We start from the raw sequence: 13,943 nt of genomic DNA, 5'->3' as shown, positions 1-13,943 counted from the left end.
CCTCCGTACGGTTTCCCGCACTTGCTAAGCCGAGCTAGATCGGCTCTTCAATTCCTTTGCGCAGTGCGTTCCAGGCCAATGTCGCACATTTGATGCGAGCCGGGAACTTGCATACGCCAGACAAAGCTTCAATATCTTCGTATTCATCAAACGTAACGTCCTCGCCCTTCACCATGGCAGAGAACCGGTCCGCCAATTCCAACGCTTGTTCCAGCGTCTTGCCTTTTACCGCTTCGGTCATCATCGAGGCGCTCGACATGCTTATGGAGCAGCCTTCCCCGGTATAGCGTGCCGCCTCTACGATTCCATCGTTCACCTGCAACTGAAGCGAGATACGGTCACCGCAAGTTGGGTTGTTCAAATCAATGGTCACGACGTCGGCGTCAAACGTACCGCGATTACGTGGTTTCTTGTAATGATCCATGATGACGCGGCGGTACAAATCATCCAATTGCATCGCTGAAATACTCCTTTGTCTCTCGCAACGCTTGCGCCAACCGGTCGATGTCTTCTTCCGTGTTGTACAGATAGAAACTTGCGCGCGCCGTCGAGCTGACGTTCAGCCAACGCATCAGCGGCTGGCAGCAGTGATGTCCGGCACGGACGGCAATTCCTTTGGCATCGAGCACGGTGGCGACATCGTGCGGATGAATGTCGTCGAGGTTGAACGTGACTAGTCCGACGCGCCCCTGATGCGGGCCATAGATAGTCAATCCCTCGATCGCGCCCAGCTTGTCGATGGCTAAGCCTGCAAGCTGGTGCTCATGCTGCTGAATGTTCTCCAGACCGACTTCCTCCAAGAAGTCGATGGCCGCCGCAAGTCCGACTGCACCCGCAATAATCGGCGTGCCGCCTTCAAAGCGCCAAGGAGCATCCTTCCAAGTCGATTCGTACAAATCGACGAAGTCGATCATTTCGCCGCCGAATTCAATCGGCTCCAGAGTATTCAAAAGCTCTTTTCTGCCATAGAGTGCCCCGATTCCCGTGGGAGCGCACATCTTGTGACCGGATAACGTGTAGAAATCGCAGTCCAAATTCTGCACGTCGATGCGCATATGCGGTGTGCTCTGCGCACCATCGACCACCATGACGGCCTCGTGCCGATGTGCAATCTCGGCTATCTCCTTGACCGGGTTGACGACACCGAGCACGTTCGAGACATACATCACCGAGACAATCTTCGTTCGATCTGTAATCGTCTTCTCCACGTCAGCGAGCGAAATCGTTCCATCCTCTTGCAGAGGAATGTATTTTAACGTGGCTCCGGTCGCTTTCGCGACTTGCTGCCACGGAATGAGATTGCTGTGATGTTCCATCGGGGTGAGCACAATCTCGTCCCCTTCTTGGCATACCGTACGTCCGTAAGAAGACGCCACTAGATTGATGGCAGTCGTCGTCCCGCGTGTGAACACGATCTCTTCCGTGCGCTTGGCATTAATGAAGCGGGCTACTTTCTCCCGCGCGCCTTCGTAAGCGTCCGTGGCCCGGGAGCCGAGCGTGTGCACACCGCGGTGTACGTTGGAATTATCCCACTCGTAATACCTCTTCACGGCATCAATAACGGACCTCGGCTTCTGTGAAGTCGCCGCATTGTCCAAATACACCAACGGATGTCCATTCACTTCCTGATTCAGAATCGGAAATTGCTCACGAAGCTCGCGTCCAATCATTGTCCCAGCTTCCTTTCGATGTAGCTCTTTAACAGCTGCTGCAAATACTCGTTCGGCACCTCCGCGACGACTGGAGCCAAGAACCCGCGAATGATGAGGTTCTCCGCATCCTCACGGGATATACCGCGCGACATCATATAATGCACTTGTTCTTGATTCACCTGTCCAGCAGACGCTGCGTGACCTGCTGTGACATCGTCCTCGTCGATGAGAAGAATCGGGTTCGCATCCCCGCGCGCTTTCGGGCTCAACATGAGCACGCGCTCCGTCTGCTCTCCGTTCGCCTTCGTCGCACCCTTCTCGATTTTCGTAATGCCGTTAATAATCGAGGATGCCGATTCACGCATTACCGCACGCGTAATCATCTGGCTATCGGAGCTCTTGCCGATATGGACCGCTTTGGTCGTAATATTGAGCTTCTGCTCCCCATTACCTACACATATGATTTTAGCATCAGAAGTTGAACCGTTGCCTTGAAGAATAGAGTTCGTTTCCGAAGCTGCGTTGCCGTTATGCATTTCACCGACGATCCATTCAATGCGTCCATCGTTCTCGACGATAGCACGGCGGAACGTAACGTCTGTCGCCTGCTCGCCCAAGTGGTGGATCGATGCATACGTCACCTTGGCTCCTGGCTTGACGAACACTTCAACGACGCCGTTATGAACAATCGGCGCTTGCAGCTGGCCAGAAACGTAGTTGTCCATGTACGACACGCGGCTGTTCGCTTCTGCGACAATCAGCACGTGAGGCGCGAACGTCGCTTGTGCATCGTCCGTGTAGAACAACGCCTGCAGCGGAATATCCACTTCTACGTTCTTCGGAATGTATAGGAATGCGCCGCCGTTCCACAATGCAGCATGAAGTGCTGCCATACGGTGTTCATCCGCCTTGAGCGCTTGCATCAAGTAAGGCTTCACCAGTGCTTCATGCTCGCGGACAGCCGTTTCCAAATCGGTAAAAATAATACCCTTGGCCGCTAATTCCGCATTCAAGCGGCGGTAGACGACTCCGGAATTGTGCTGCACCAGTACGTTATCCATATCTTGCGCGCCGTCTTCGTTCAGGAAGCTGCGTGCTTCAGCAGGCACATCGCTGAAGCTCTTCGCTTCTACAGCGTCCGCATATACTCCATACGTATTCAAATTCCAGCGTTCTATTTTTGTTTTCTCTAATTTAGGGTAATCCAGTGTTGCTGCATTCTCCAGTGCTTGCAAGCGGGATTCCGCCAACCAAGCCGGCTCGTTCTTGCGGCTGGAGAGGGCAGCGACCGTTTCACGGTCCACTGGTAGTATCGTTTGCGTGCTCATCGGTCTATCGCTCCTCCTGTCTATCTGTCGATTGCTGATTTTTAAGCGTCTTTTCCTACCGTCTCATCGGTAATGCCCAGTTCTTCCTTGACCCAATCGTATCCTTCTGCTTCCAGACGCTCTGCGAGCTCAGGACCACCGGATTTCACGATACGTCCTTGCATCATAACGTGAACGAAGTCTGGCTTGACGTAGTTCAACAACCGCTGATAGTGAGTGATAATGAGGAAGCCGCGGTCTTCGCTGCGCATTGCGTTAACACCGTTCGCTACAATTCTTAGCGCGTCGATGTCAAGACCGGAGTCGATTTCGTCCAAGACGACGATCTTCGGATCCAGCATCATCATTTGCAAAATTTCATTACGCTTTTTCTCCCCGCCGGAGAAGCCTTCGTTCAAATAGCGATGGGCGAATTCTTCATTCATTTCGAGTTCTTTCATTTTGCCTTCCATTTGGCGAATGAACTTGATAAGCGAGATTTCGTTGCCTTCGCCGCGGCGGGCGTTAATAGCACTGCGCATGAAGTCGGAATTCGTTACGCCGGCAATTTCGCTTGGATACTGCATAGCAAGGAACAGTCCCGCACGCGCGCGCTCATCCACTTCCATTTCAAGCAGATCCTCGCCGTTAATCGTCACATTGCCTTCTGTTACTTCATATTTGGGATGGCCCATAAGCGCCGAAGCGAGCGTACTCTTACCTGTACCGTTCGGACCCATGATGGCGTGAATTTCGCCGCCTTTCATTTCCAGGTCGATACCTTTTAAAATTTCTTTACCTTCAATGGTTGCTTTCAAACCATTAATGACGAATTGAGTTGCCATGTGTGTGTTACCTCCAGATTGATGGATTTGTGAAGAACATGTATACTGTAAAGAAAGATTGATCGCGGGAGATGAATCTTTTCTCTATAAAAAATATTATCTTATAATCATTATAAATTGATTATCATTGATTCTCAATCTTAATTTTAAAACAATGATTTGTATAAATCAACCAACACCCCGGACAAGCCTTGCCCCATCCCCCTTTTCCCTTCTTATTTTTCATCGATAATCTTTTGTTTGTTTCCTATTTTCAGCTCATATCCTATCAAAAAGCGCACCCTCTGCAGGATGCGCTCGATGTAATACAGTTCATTGGACAAGCTGTAATTCAAATTCGGTTGTAACGTGATTCGCAATTAGTTCTGAACCGCTTTAAGATGAGCAGCTTTGGATTCTTCTCCAATGTATGCGCTCAGCATCCATACGTGCTTTGCCAAGTCGCCTTGCATGCCGATGAACAAGTCGTTCGACACTTCGTCGCCCACTTTTTGCGCTTCTTCCTGAGCTTCTCCGAACTCCTTGATCAATTGGTTAAAATCTTTAATCAATTGCTTCACCATATCTTCGGATGTTTCGTTTCCGACTCCTTCTTGAATGGTTGTATGCTGCGAGTACTCTTTCAACGTCGCATATGGTTTCCCGCCGATTGTAAGCAGGCGTTCTGCCACTTCATCCATCTTCTCTGTAATTTCGTTATATAATTCTTCGAATTTCTCATGCAAGTTGAAGAACAAGTGTCCTTTTACAAACCAGTGATAATTATGAAGTTTCACATACATTACATTTAAGTTCGCTACTTGTTGATTCAAAAGTGTTTGGAGTTGCGCATTTTGTTGGTTGGCCATTGTATTATTCCTCCTAGAATTTAATTATTCCTTGTTAATAATTATTCTAATATAAGAATTAGTTTTTAACAAGACTTTATTAAGCTCTTTAAGTTTGTAATTTTTACCATTATCCTCACTTGCCTTGCTACTGATTATGTACCCGTTTTGTACCATTTATGAATCAGTACGTTCATTAAGAAATTCCTTAAAAATTAGTGTTTCAATAGGCAAAAAAATCTTATATACTAATTCGAAACAGTCTCGACATGGAACAGGATTGTTCACAGTTCAGGAATATTGTAACTCGGGAGGTGCTTGTCCACTATGACGAAATCCACAGTTTACCGTCCATTGTGTATAGAAGATGCCGTTCAACTGGCACGCAATATTGAAGGTGTCTTTTCCCCCACTGCCTCCCTGCGATGTGAAGAAATCGGAGACGGCAATTTAAATTTAGTATTTCGTGTTTATGAAATAAGCAAAGACACGACGGATTCGGCTCTGTCTCCACGACGTATTATTATCAAGCAAGCGCTCCCTTATGCAAAAGTGGTGGGAGAGTCATGGCCATTAACGTTAGATCGTGCACGTATCGAAAGCCAAGCGCTTATCGCCCAAGGGCAACTTGTGCCTCATCTGGTGCCGAAAGTATATTTGTACAACCCTGACTTGGCTTTGACGGTTATGGAGGATTTAAGCGATTATACGATTATGCGCGCGGGATTGATGCAGCGTAATCTTTATCCTCTCTTTGCTGAACATATTGCTGAATTTTTGGCAAAGACGCTGTTCTTCAGCTCCGATCTCGGCCTTAACCAGCAGGATAAGAAACGGAATGTGGAACGCTTTATCAATCCGGAGTTGTGCAAGATTACGGAAGATCTCATCTTTGATGATCCATACACCGCTTCGCCGAACAATAACTGTGATGCAGCGATTGAAGACGAGTTGAAGAAGCTGTCGCAGGATTGCGGCCTGCAGTTCGAAGTGATGCTGCTGCGCGAGAAGTTCCTCACCCAGGCTCAAGCGCTGCTGCACGGGGATTTACATACGGGCAGTATTTTTATTACACCGGAGTCCACCAAAGTCATTGATCCGGAGTTTGCGTATTACGGACCTATGGGCTTCGATATCGGCGCCATCATCGCCAATCTGATCTTGAATACGATTTCTCAGGAACATTGGAGTGCCGATGAAGAGACGCGCCGACAATATCGAGCTTACTTACTGCAGATGGTGCGGGATATCTGGAATCAATTCGAGTCACGATTCCGGTCGTTATGGGACAATCATGTCGTAGACCGCATGGCACAGACTGACGGGTATCAAGACACTTATCTAACTCGGGTGCTTCAAGATTCAGTTGGCTATGCAGGGTGCAAAATGATTCGCCGCATCGTCGGGCTCGCTCATGTTGCCGATATCGACAGCATATCGGATCTGCATGTCAGAGAACGCGCGCAGCGCACAGCCCTCTTTATTGGAAAAAGTCTGGTGAACATGAATCGCCGCATTCAGTCGATCGATGAAGTAATCACGGCTTGTGAACATGGTATTGCAGGGGTTCAAGCATAATGTACTACTGCACAATCCAAATGCTTTGCGTCAGCTCGAGTCGGTAATGGGCATGAACAAATAAGCGTTCATTCCTACATAAGGCGAAGGTGGGACATCCCATCCCTAAATGGAACGTTCTGCCTGCCTCGCGGTTCTGATCCATTCACCGACGCGAGCATCCGTTCATGTCAGATCATGCGCAGCAAAGCATCATTGCCTCTCATTCCAGGAAGGATACCTAGTCCTTCAGCTTCATGCGTTACCGATTCAAGCGGGGCATCCAGCAATTGCTCCAACGTGCGAACCCCGACAGCGCGACCGGCAATAATGCCGCGATCTTTCAGCTTCGCATTCAATAAACCTACATCAAGCGCTCCACACATAATGTAGCCTTTGCTTGTCGTTATCGCTAACAAGGTTGTCTTCGGGAGTTCCACTTCTACTCCGAGAACGGTATGGCCCTCAATCGTCATCGGCAGTAATCGTATCAATGAACTACCTCCTTCTGCGTTAAAAGATAATAAAATGGTTGTTCAAAAAGTCCTCTTTTTGATCACGAAGTATCCCAAGAAGCTATTCGGCGCTGAAAAGGGACCTTTTTGAACACGCACTATATGTTATGCAGGAGCAATCTTTTTGCCTCATATGGGCATTTTTTATTCATTTTGGTACTTTAGGACTATAATTCTTTTTTTGTCCCGTATTATAATGGTCTCATCTAGGCAAAATGTCCAGGTTGGAGGAATTACACAATATGCTTTATCCAATTACAGCGAAACAGTCCGTCTATAAGTTCAATGTCGATATCATGATTCAAGGCGAATCCAACGTGGCTGCGCTAGAACAACTGTTACACTTGCTGCAAACGCATCCTGAAATATTAGACCTTCGGGTGCAATCAGGAATCGAACTCGGTTCTTTACTAGAAATGATGGAAACGATGCAACAGCAAAAAATGAATACGACCCCGTTCGGCAAGCTAACAGCAATGCGAATCGCCAATCAAAGCTCCGCCCCTTCTCGTGCGAAGAGCCACGCTCCACAAATGGCGTCTAACGCTTCAACTGTTCGAGCTGGTGCGAATCCCGAGCAGATAGGGAACTTGCCTATAGATAAGGGTAACGTTGGTAACAAGAGGAATATGCAGCATGAGGCTGAGCGACCGCCGGCAGTTGCTGCTCCGGCACAATCGACAACCGATACTTACACAGAACGGCTCACTCAAATAGAGCGCACAATCAAGCAAAATATTGAACAGAACTGCTTAGTACGATTATCCGTCAACAAAGGGAAGGGGATTAGGATCAGTCTTCCTTGCCGCTTCCTCAACTATGATGCCACGAATCAATTGTTAAACGTATATCATGTCGACCAGAAGCAAGTATACGCCTACCACTTGTCCGAGATAGAAGAAATGAATCAGCAATTATGAGAAAATCAAACAGCCACACAGAAAGTCTCCCGACTAACGATGTGGCTGTCTTTGTTTTTCTCTACATTTGAGTAACTTCTTGCTTGCAATGACGTCGGAACAGTTCCTCAAACCGTTGACAAGATAATGGAGGACTGAAATAATAGCCTTGAATTTCATCGCAGCGATGCTTCTGCAAGAATAGAAGCTGATCTTCGGTCTCTACGCCCTCGGCGATCACTTGCATGTTCATATTATGGCCCAAAGCAATGATGGCAGATACGATTGCAGCATCATTCGGGTCATGCTCCAAGTCACGAACGAAGGAACGATCAATCTTTAAGCGATGAATCGGGAAGTTTTTCAAATAGTGAAGTGAACTGTACCCCGTTCCGAAATCGTCAATGCTGATCGCGACGCCCATATCCTTCAACTTTTTCAATATATGAGAGGCTCTGGATACATCCAATGTCATGCTCTCCGTAATTTCCAGATCAAGATAGCGAGGTTCAAGTCCGGTTCGGATTAACACATCCCGTACGGTCTCCGCCAAGTTCTTCATCTCGAATTGCCTTACGGACAAGTTGACGGATACAGGGATGGGCGGAAGTCCGATGTTCTGCCATTTCATATTTTGCCGGCACGCTTCTTCCATTACCCACGTTCCCAATGCGACGATAAAGCCGTTCTCTTCCGCCAGCGGGATGAAGTCTCCTGGTGAAATGAGGCCTCGCTCTGGATGATTCCACCGCACCAAAGCCTCCACACCGACAATTTGTTGAGAATTCATGTCCACTTGAGGCTGATAGAATAACTCGAATTCTTCCTTCGTTAACGCAATTCGCATGTCATTCTCAAGCGTAATTCGTTCCAGTGGACGGTCATTCATTTCCGAAGTGTAGAACAAATACCCGTTCTTCCCTTGCTCTTTCACGCGAGACAACGCTAAGTCCGCCTGCTTTATCGCCATGCCGGCTTTCGCATGATACTGTGATTTGTCAATGATGGTAACCCCAATGCTCATCGTGACATGCACTGGGATATCATTCAAATAGAAGGGCTCCTCCATCACAGCCAAACATTGACGCACCCGTTCATGCATTTCTTGCTCCGATTCTATGTATGTAAGAAAACAAGCGAACTCATCGCCCTCCATACGCGCAACGACATCGTTATCCGTCATGGAGCGAAGGAGCCGTTCGGCGCACTGCATAAGCAGCATATCTCCAAAATCGGTTCCAAACGTATCGTTAATTCGCTTAAACCGGTCGAGGTCCATATACATGACCACGATGGTAAAAGAAGCGTTTGCCGCCATATTCAACGCTTCCTCCAACCGCTGCATGAACATGCGCCGATTCGGAAGTCCCGTCATGTCGTCATAATACGACATATACCGAATCCGTTCTGCCATATGCCGGTCCGGACTGGCATCCTGCAGACATACCGAGAACAGCGGGTGGTCTAATGACGGATTCGGATACACACAGTCCGGCATACGGGCGATATGGGCAATCCAATCCTGCGGGAAGCCTTGGTTGTGGTAACCGAGGAGTTCCAATTGAACCTCGCTGCCATCCAGCGCTTCGGATAATGCGTTCGAAAGCTTTGCTTTATAGCGCTCATCTATCCACTGTCCAACAGACAGCGCAGTATCGTCAAATTGCGTTTCTTCGTAAAACGATGTGTTCGCGCCTATGACAAATCCATCTCGTCTAAGAAACAGAATGGGAACGGGGACATGGTTATATACATGCTTCAAACTTGTATTTACTGATGCACCGGTCAAAGTATGGTCAGTTAGTGCTTGGCTGAGGCTTGTATGTCGGAAACGCTTCATGATGACCTCAACGTAGACAACATAGATAATCATCCCCAACAGCACGAGGGATACCGCTACACGCAGACTACCTTCGGCTACCCACCAGGCCCATGCTCCAGCTCCCATTGCAGCGGCCGGAGCAAATCGAATGACGTTAGTAGAAGCCAGCCGGGTCTTTTGCCGTCGTGATTCTAGCTCCTGTTCTTTCGGGTTGTTCACCATATCTCTTCCTTCCGGCCTTGAAGTCGATCTCGACACAGTCTTAACGACGTGCCGCTAAAGCTAGCATGAACCAACCCGCAATGAGCGCAACTCCTCCGATCGGCGTGATAGCTCCTAACATGCCAACTCCCGTAAAGCAGAGCAAATACAAGCTGCCGGAAAAAATAATAATCCCTATCCAAATGAGTCTAGCCGCCCATAACACTTTCTGTCGATCTGCAAGCTTGTCCGCCAATATTGCGATAAGAATAAGACCTAAGGCGTGGGCAATATGGTACTGCACTGCTGTTTCATAAGTAGCCATCCGCTCTGCGGTCAAATACCCCTTCATAATGTGCGCGCCAAATGCCCCCAGCGCAACGGACAACAACGCATTTAAGCTTCCTATCATCGTATATCGTCGCAACATGTTGTCAGCTCCTCTAAGAACGAATTTCGGCAATTTTTAACTATATTTTACGATTCTATCTTATCTGAATGTGCTGCGTTTTTCCACAAGGAATATTCGAATTGTCCATATTATAGTGGAACATCTTCATCGTAGAGAGTGGTTGCGCTTCTATTTTTCTTGGGCAGGACGCATTCCATCAATAGCATGTCTTATCGCTAACAGCGGGTGCTTCCACATCATTCGAGGTCCGGCATATCGCATCACTACTCGAATCCGGGCGCGCATCTCCGGCTTATAGCAATGTACATGACATTTTCCGCAAGTCGTTTTGCCCTCTCCGAATCGACAGAAGGATAGTCTCTTTTGTGCATATAAATACAGTTCTTTACATTCATCGCATAGGGTGACCTTCTCTGTTTCTACATCTATCTCTGACATTGGACGATCGCTATGCCGAGCTCGGCAATAAACGGAGATCATCACACTAACTGTTAGCTTTTCTCTACGGATTCTCGGTCCGTCCTGCCTGGTACGCATATATATAATTCTCCTCTCCTATCCGTTTATCAAGCTGTGTGCAAGCTTCTCTCTACGTACCGTAACGGATTGAGAAATGGATTGCTATGACTTCAATAACAAAAAAACAGTCACTCCATGCTAAAGTGCAATCAAAAAAAGACGCCTTTCGGCGTCGAGCATCATACATACGTTCAGCTTGCGATCGGGGGATGTCAAAGTCCATGCTTCGTTCCACGTGCTGGAGCCCATTGCAGTCATGTTGCTTCCTCCTCACTGAATCGTCTAAAGTCTGTTAGGCCTCTTCTTTTAAAATAACGTCGATCTCCTTCAAATCTTCTTCCGACAGCTTAACTCCAGACGCCTTGCTGTTCTCTACTACCTGCTCAGGACGGGAAGCCCCGATGATACAACTGGATACGATGTCATAGCGTAGTATCCAAGCGAGTGCGAGCTGCACCATGGAAATTCCATTCCGGTCCGCAATTAGGCGCAGACGCTCAACCCTGCGTAAATAATGCTCCTGCATGAAACGGTCCATGAACATGTTCGTGCTTGCATCAGATGCCCGCGTGCCTTCGGGTACCGGAGCTCCTGGCTTGTATTTGCCCGTCAATACTCCCTGTGCAAGCGGACAGTAGACAACTTGACCGATGCCTTCCTGTTCACATAGTGGAAGCACATCCTTTTCAATGGCACGATCCAGCATATTGTAATGCGGTTGGTTGGATACGATGCGGTCTAAGTTGAATTGTCTGGCCGTATGAACGGCATCCGCAATGTGATGCGCCTCCCACGAGCTGACCCCGACGTACAGCACCTTCCCTTGCGTGACAAGATCGTCGAGCGCGCGCAGCGTCTCTTCGATCGGAGCTTCGGAATCGTAGCGATGGCATTGATATAGGTCAATGTAATCTGTACCGAGCCGCTTCAAGCTGGCCTCGCATTGCTCGATAATATGCTTCCGCGACAGACCGCCATCATTCGGCCCTTCTCCCATCGGGAAATACACCTTCGTCGCCAGCACGTAGGATGAACGCTCGTATTTGGCCAAAGCTTTACCAACGATCTCCTCAGCCGCGCCCTCATGGTACACGTTCGCAGTATCAAAAAAATTAATGCCCAGCTCATAAGCTTTATCGATAATGGCTTCCGATTGAGACTGGCCGATTGATTCTCCATAGGTGAGCCAGCTGCCAAGGCTAATCTCACTCACCTTCAATCCGCATGTTCCAAGTCGACGGTACTTCATCTTTTACTCATCCTCCTGTCACTTCATTTCATTATTAGAGGTTGTTCAAAAAGTCCCTTTTTTCGAACACGCACTATTAATATTCAATGCATCCGTGGAACGCGATGATTCATATGGATTATATAGGAGAGAAACGGGTGCAGCCATAACAGAAACTCACAACTTTTTGACCGTCACATCCTGTGCGTACATGGTGAAAGGCATCAATAGCAAAGACATCTTTTTTCCTCTCATTCACAGGAAAATCAACATCCATGTTGAAGATGTAGAAAGCGCTCCCATTCGAATTAGGTGGCAGTATTTATAATCGGAAAGGTGGAATGGATTATGACGAACAATGCGTTGGACACTCGCATCATAAGCTCCTTAATTAAGGTGTTTGCAGACGAGCCGCTGCAAGCTCCAGCCTTCAGCACCGCAAGCGCGTTGCAGGGAGAATCGTTTCATTTTCAGCTAGCCTATCATGGTTATGAACTCATGAAGCATGCCGTTGTAAAGGTGCAAGGCGGTGTGGCGGAGGCTATCTCCGTACAGAAGGTCGAATTGGTTCCGTCCGAACTTCCGATCTATGCGCATCATGACAACAACCTCGTAAGGTCTGCGCCTGGATTGTATCCCGATCTGCTGACGCCGATCCACGAGCAGGACGGTATCGTTATCTGCCCGGGACAATGGCGCTCATTATGGATCTCCCTTGAGGTAGATGTGCGCTGGACGGAAGGAGAGCATCCGATAACGGTGAGCATTGCTAGCGAAAGCGGCGAGCTGTTGGGAGAAGAAACGTTTACGCTTGTCGTCATCCCCACCGCGCTGCCCAAGCAGCAGCTTATGCATACGGAGTGGTTTCATTGCGACGGAATCGCCACTTATTATGGTGTTGACATATTCAGCGAAGCTCATTGGGACCTGATTCGGAAGTTCGTGCGCACAGCCGTTCAGCATGGAATCAACATGATTCTCACGCCATTGTTCACCCCGCCGTTAGACACGGAGGTTGGCGGTGAACGCCCGACCGTTCAGCTGGTCGATGTGACGAAGGAAGGCGAGCGCTACTCATTCGGCTTCGAGCGTCTCGACCGTTGGGTGCGGATGTGCCTCGACGAAGGAGTGGAATACTTCGAGATGTCCCATCTGTTCTCCCAGTGGGGCGCAAAGCATGCTCCGAAGATTATCGCTTCCGTAGACGGAGAAGAGCAGCGCATTTTCGGATGGGAAACGGATGCCGCCGGTCCAGAATACCGCGCATTCCTCCGCCAATTCCTAACCGAGTTGGTTACATGGCTGAAGGCGCATCGAATCGCGGACCGCTCGCATTTCCACATCTCGGACGAACCGCGGCTCGAACAGATGGAATCCTATCGCCAAGCCGTCGAAGCGGTGTCTGATCTTCTCGCAAAGTTCCCAGTTATGGATGCGCTGTCCGACTATGATTTCTATCGGAGCGGTCTTGTGCAGGTTCCCGTCCCGGCGAACAATCATGTCGAGCCGTTCATCGAGCATGGCGTGAAGCCGCTCTGGACGTATTACTGCTGTTCGCAATACCGCGAAGTGTCGAACCGCTTCTTCTGCATGCCTTCGGCCCGCAACCGCATCTTAGGATGGCAGCTGTATAAGTTTCAGGTCAACGGCTTCCTGCATTGGGGATATAACTTCTACTATTCGCAATATTCGCGCAAACGGATTGACCCGTTCCGTACGACCGATGCATTATATGCATTTCCGTCAGGAGATGCGTTTCTCGTCTATCCGGGAGAGGAAGGCCCGCTCGAATCCATCCGCCTAGACGTGCTGCTGGAAGCGCTGCAGGATTTGCGCGCACTGCAGCTGTTGGAGTCGTACATCGGGCACGAAGCTGTTATCGCTCTCATTGAGGATGATATGGAAGAAGCTCTCACGTTCCGCTCTTACCCGCACAGTGCGGAGTGGCTGCTGAACAAGCGTGCGCTGGTGAATGAGCGGATTCGGGAAGCGGTATGCGGCACGAGTTCTCTAGGCACGTAATCGTCACGATATGATATTAAAGGCCGGTCCCTCCTAGCAGCGTTTCTGCTTTGGCGGCTCCGGCCTGCATTTATTCATCTGAAAGCGACGCTGTCACCGTTCGTATTCGCACTTATCGGGATGACGCTTGGGCTTAC

General features: G+C 48.9%; 13 protein-coding genes. 3 read left to right on the top strand and 10 right to left on the bottom strand.

The window, feature by feature from the left end; translation table 11 throughout:
• Positions 1 to 34 precede the first annotated feature (34 nt).
• The 5 genes from sufU to LQV63_RS18140 all read right to left on the bottom strand — a co-directional run bounded on the left by sufU (position 35) and on the right by LQV63_RS18140 (position 4,652).
• Complete coding sequence (sufU, locus tag LQV63_RS18160) at positions 35 to 457, bottom strand: Fe-S cluster assembly sulfur transfer protein SufU (protein ID WP_233697792.1); 423 nt, start codon at positions 455 to 457, stop codon at positions 35 to 37.
• Entirely contained in the window at positions 444 to 1,670 is a 1,227-nt protein-coding gene (locus LQV63_RS18155; RefSeq protein ID WP_233697791.1) for a cysteine desulfurase, read from the bottom strand. The genes sufU and LQV63_RS18155 overlap by 14 nt, the downstream gene beginning before the upstream one ends.
• A complete protein-coding gene (sufD, locus tag LQV63_RS18150; protein WP_233697790.1) occupies positions 1,667 to 2,980 on the bottom strand; it encodes a Fe-S cluster assembly protein SufD in 1,314 nt (437 codons plus the stop codon). The genes LQV63_RS18155 and sufD overlap by 4 nt, the downstream gene beginning before the upstream one ends.
• Before the next feature lie 41 nt (positions 2,981 to 3,021).
• Positions 3,022 to 3,804, bottom strand: a complete 783-nt coding sequence (gene sufC / locus LQV63_RS18145) for a Fe-S cluster assembly ATPase SufC (protein WP_019422734.1) — start codon at positions 3,802 to 3,804, stop codon at positions 3,022 to 3,024.
• A gap of 359 nt (positions 3,805 to 4,163) precedes the next feature.
• Positions 4,164 to 4,652 carry a Dps family protein gene (locus tag LQV63_RS18140; RefSeq protein WP_019422732.1) on the bottom strand — a complete coding sequence of 163 codons (489 nt, stop codon included), beginning with the start codon at positions 4,650 to 4,652 and terminating at the stop codon, positions 4,164 to 4,166.
• A 306-nt stretch (positions 4,653 to 4,958) separates the two neighbouring features.
• On the opposite strand from LQV63_RS18140, the gene mtnK reads away from it, so the two are divergent.
• Positions 4,959 to 6,209 (top strand): S-methyl-5-thioribose kinase, encoded by a 1,251-nt coding sequence (mtnK, locus tag LQV63_RS18135; protein WP_233697789.1) that lies wholly within the window; start codon positions 4,959 to 4,961, stop codon positions 6,207 to 6,209.
• Positions 6,210 to 6,379: 170 nt separating this feature from the next.
• On the opposite strand, the gene LQV63_RS18130 is transcribed toward mtnK, so the two are convergent.
• The gene (locus LQV63_RS18130) at positions 6,380 to 6,682 is read right to left on the bottom strand and encodes a YunC family protein (RefSeq protein WP_019422730.1); all 303 of its coding nucleotides are present in this window, start codon (positions 6,680 to 6,682) and stop codon (positions 6,380 to 6,382) included.
• Positions 6,683 to 6,945: 263 nt separating this feature from the next.
• Here LQV63_RS18130 and LQV63_RS18125 point away from each other — a divergent pair, with 263 nt between their 5' ends.
• A complete protein-coding gene (locus LQV63_RS18125) occupies positions 6,946 to 7,623 on the top strand; it encodes a hypothetical protein (RefSeq protein ID WP_233697788.1) in 678 nt (225 codons plus the stop codon).
• Positions 7,624 to 7,684: 61 nt separating this feature from the next.
• On the opposite strand, the gene LQV63_RS18120 is transcribed toward LQV63_RS18125, so the two are convergent.
• The 4 genes from LQV63_RS18120 to LQV63_RS18105 all read right to left on the bottom strand — a co-directional run bounded on the left by LQV63_RS18120 (position 7,685) and on the right by LQV63_RS18105 (position 11,805).
• On the bottom strand, positions 7,685 to 9,646 hold the full coding sequence (locus LQV63_RS18120; protein WP_233697787.1) for a putative bifunctional diguanylate cyclase/phosphodiesterase: 1,962 nt from the start codon (positions 9,644 to 9,646) through the stop codon (positions 7,685 to 7,687).
• 40 nt (positions 9,647 to 9,686) lie between these two features.
• Positions 9,687 to 10,055: a DUF423 domain-containing protein gene (locus LQV63_RS18115; RefSeq protein WP_019422727.1), complete on the bottom strand. Its 369-nt coding sequence runs from the start codon at positions 10,053 to 10,055 to the stop codon at positions 9,687 to 9,689.
• A gap of 150 nt (positions 10,056 to 10,205) precedes the next feature.
• Positions 10,206 to 10,574 (bottom strand): nitrous oxide-stimulated promoter family protein, encoded by a 369-nt coding sequence (locus LQV63_RS18110; protein ID WP_019422726.1) that lies wholly within the window; start codon positions 10,572 to 10,574, stop codon positions 10,206 to 10,208.
• Positions 10,575 to 10,848: 274 nt separating this feature from the next.
• Positions 10,849 to 11,805 carry an aldo/keto reductase family protein gene (locus tag LQV63_RS18105; RefSeq protein ID WP_233697786.1) on the bottom strand — a complete coding sequence of 319 codons (957 nt, stop codon included), beginning with the start codon at positions 11,803 to 11,805 and terminating at the stop codon, positions 10,849 to 10,851.
• 327 nt (positions 11,806 to 12,132) lie between these two features.
• Between LQV63_RS18105 and LQV63_RS18100 the strand changes: the two genes are divergently transcribed.
• Positions 12,133 to 13,806, top strand: a complete 1,674-nt coding sequence (locus LQV63_RS18100; RefSeq protein WP_233697785.1) for a DUF4091 domain-containing protein — start codon at positions 12,133 to 12,135, stop codon at positions 13,804 to 13,806.
• Positions 13,807 to 13,943 lie beyond the last annotated feature (137 nt).

Origin of the sequence: Paenibacillus profundus (genome assembly GCF_021369635.1) — a bacterium.
Classification (GTDB): Bacteria; Bacillota; Bacilli; order Paenibacillales; family Paenibacillaceae; genus Paenibacillus_B; species Paenibacillus_B profundus.
This window is presented reverse-complemented; position numbering and strand designations above follow the sequence as displayed.

What these genes read in the sequence shown, in the direction of transcription:
- sufU (WP_233697792.1), bottom strand. Translation starts at nt 457, where the DNA reads ATGCAATTGGATGATTTGTACCGCCGCGTCATCATGGATCATTACAAG.
- LQV63_RS18155 (WP_233697791.1), bottom strand. Translation starts at nt 1,670, where the DNA reads ATGATTGGACGCGAGCTTCGTGAGCAATTTCCGATTCTGAATCAGGAA.
- sufD (WP_233697790.1), bottom strand. Translation starts at nt 2,980, where the DNA reads ATGAGCACGCAAACGATACTACCAGTGGACCGTGAAACGGTCGCTGCC.
- sufC (WP_019422734.1), bottom strand. Translation starts at nt 3,804, where the DNA reads ATGGCAACTCAATTCGTCATTAATGGTTTGAAAGCAACCATTGAAGGT.
- LQV63_RS18140 (WP_019422732.1), bottom strand. Translation starts at nt 4,652, where the DNA reads ATGGCCAACCAACAAAATGCGCAACTCCAAACACTTTTGAATCAACAA.
- mtnK (WP_233697789.1), top strand. Translation starts at nt 4,959, where the DNA reads ATGACGAAATCCACAGTTTACCGTCCATTGTGTATAGAAGATGCCGTT.
- LQV63_RS18125 (WP_233697788.1), top strand. Translation starts at nt 6,946, where the DNA reads ATGCTTTATCCAATTACAGCGAAACAGTCCGTCTATAAGTTCAATGTC.
- LQV63_RS18120 (WP_233697787.1), bottom strand. Translation starts at nt 9,646, where the DNA reads ATGGTGAACAACCCGAAAGAACAGGAGCTAGAATCACGACGGCAAAAG.
- LQV63_RS18115 (WP_019422727.1), bottom strand. Translation starts at nt 10,055, where the DNA reads ATGTTGCGACGATATACGATGATAGGAAGCTTAAATGCGTTGTTGTCC.
- LQV63_RS18110 (WP_019422726.1), bottom strand. Translation starts at nt 10,574, where the DNA reads ATGCGTACCAGGCAGGACGGACCGAGAATCCGTAGAGAAAAGCTAACA.
- LQV63_RS18105 (WP_233697786.1), bottom strand. Translation starts at nt 11,805, where the DNA reads ATGAAGTACCGTCGACTTGGAACATGCGGATTGAAGGTGAGTGAGATT.
- LQV63_RS18100 (WP_233697785.1), top strand. Translation starts at nt 12,133, where the DNA reads ATGACGAACAATGCGTTGGACACTCGCATCATAAGCTCCTTAATTAAG.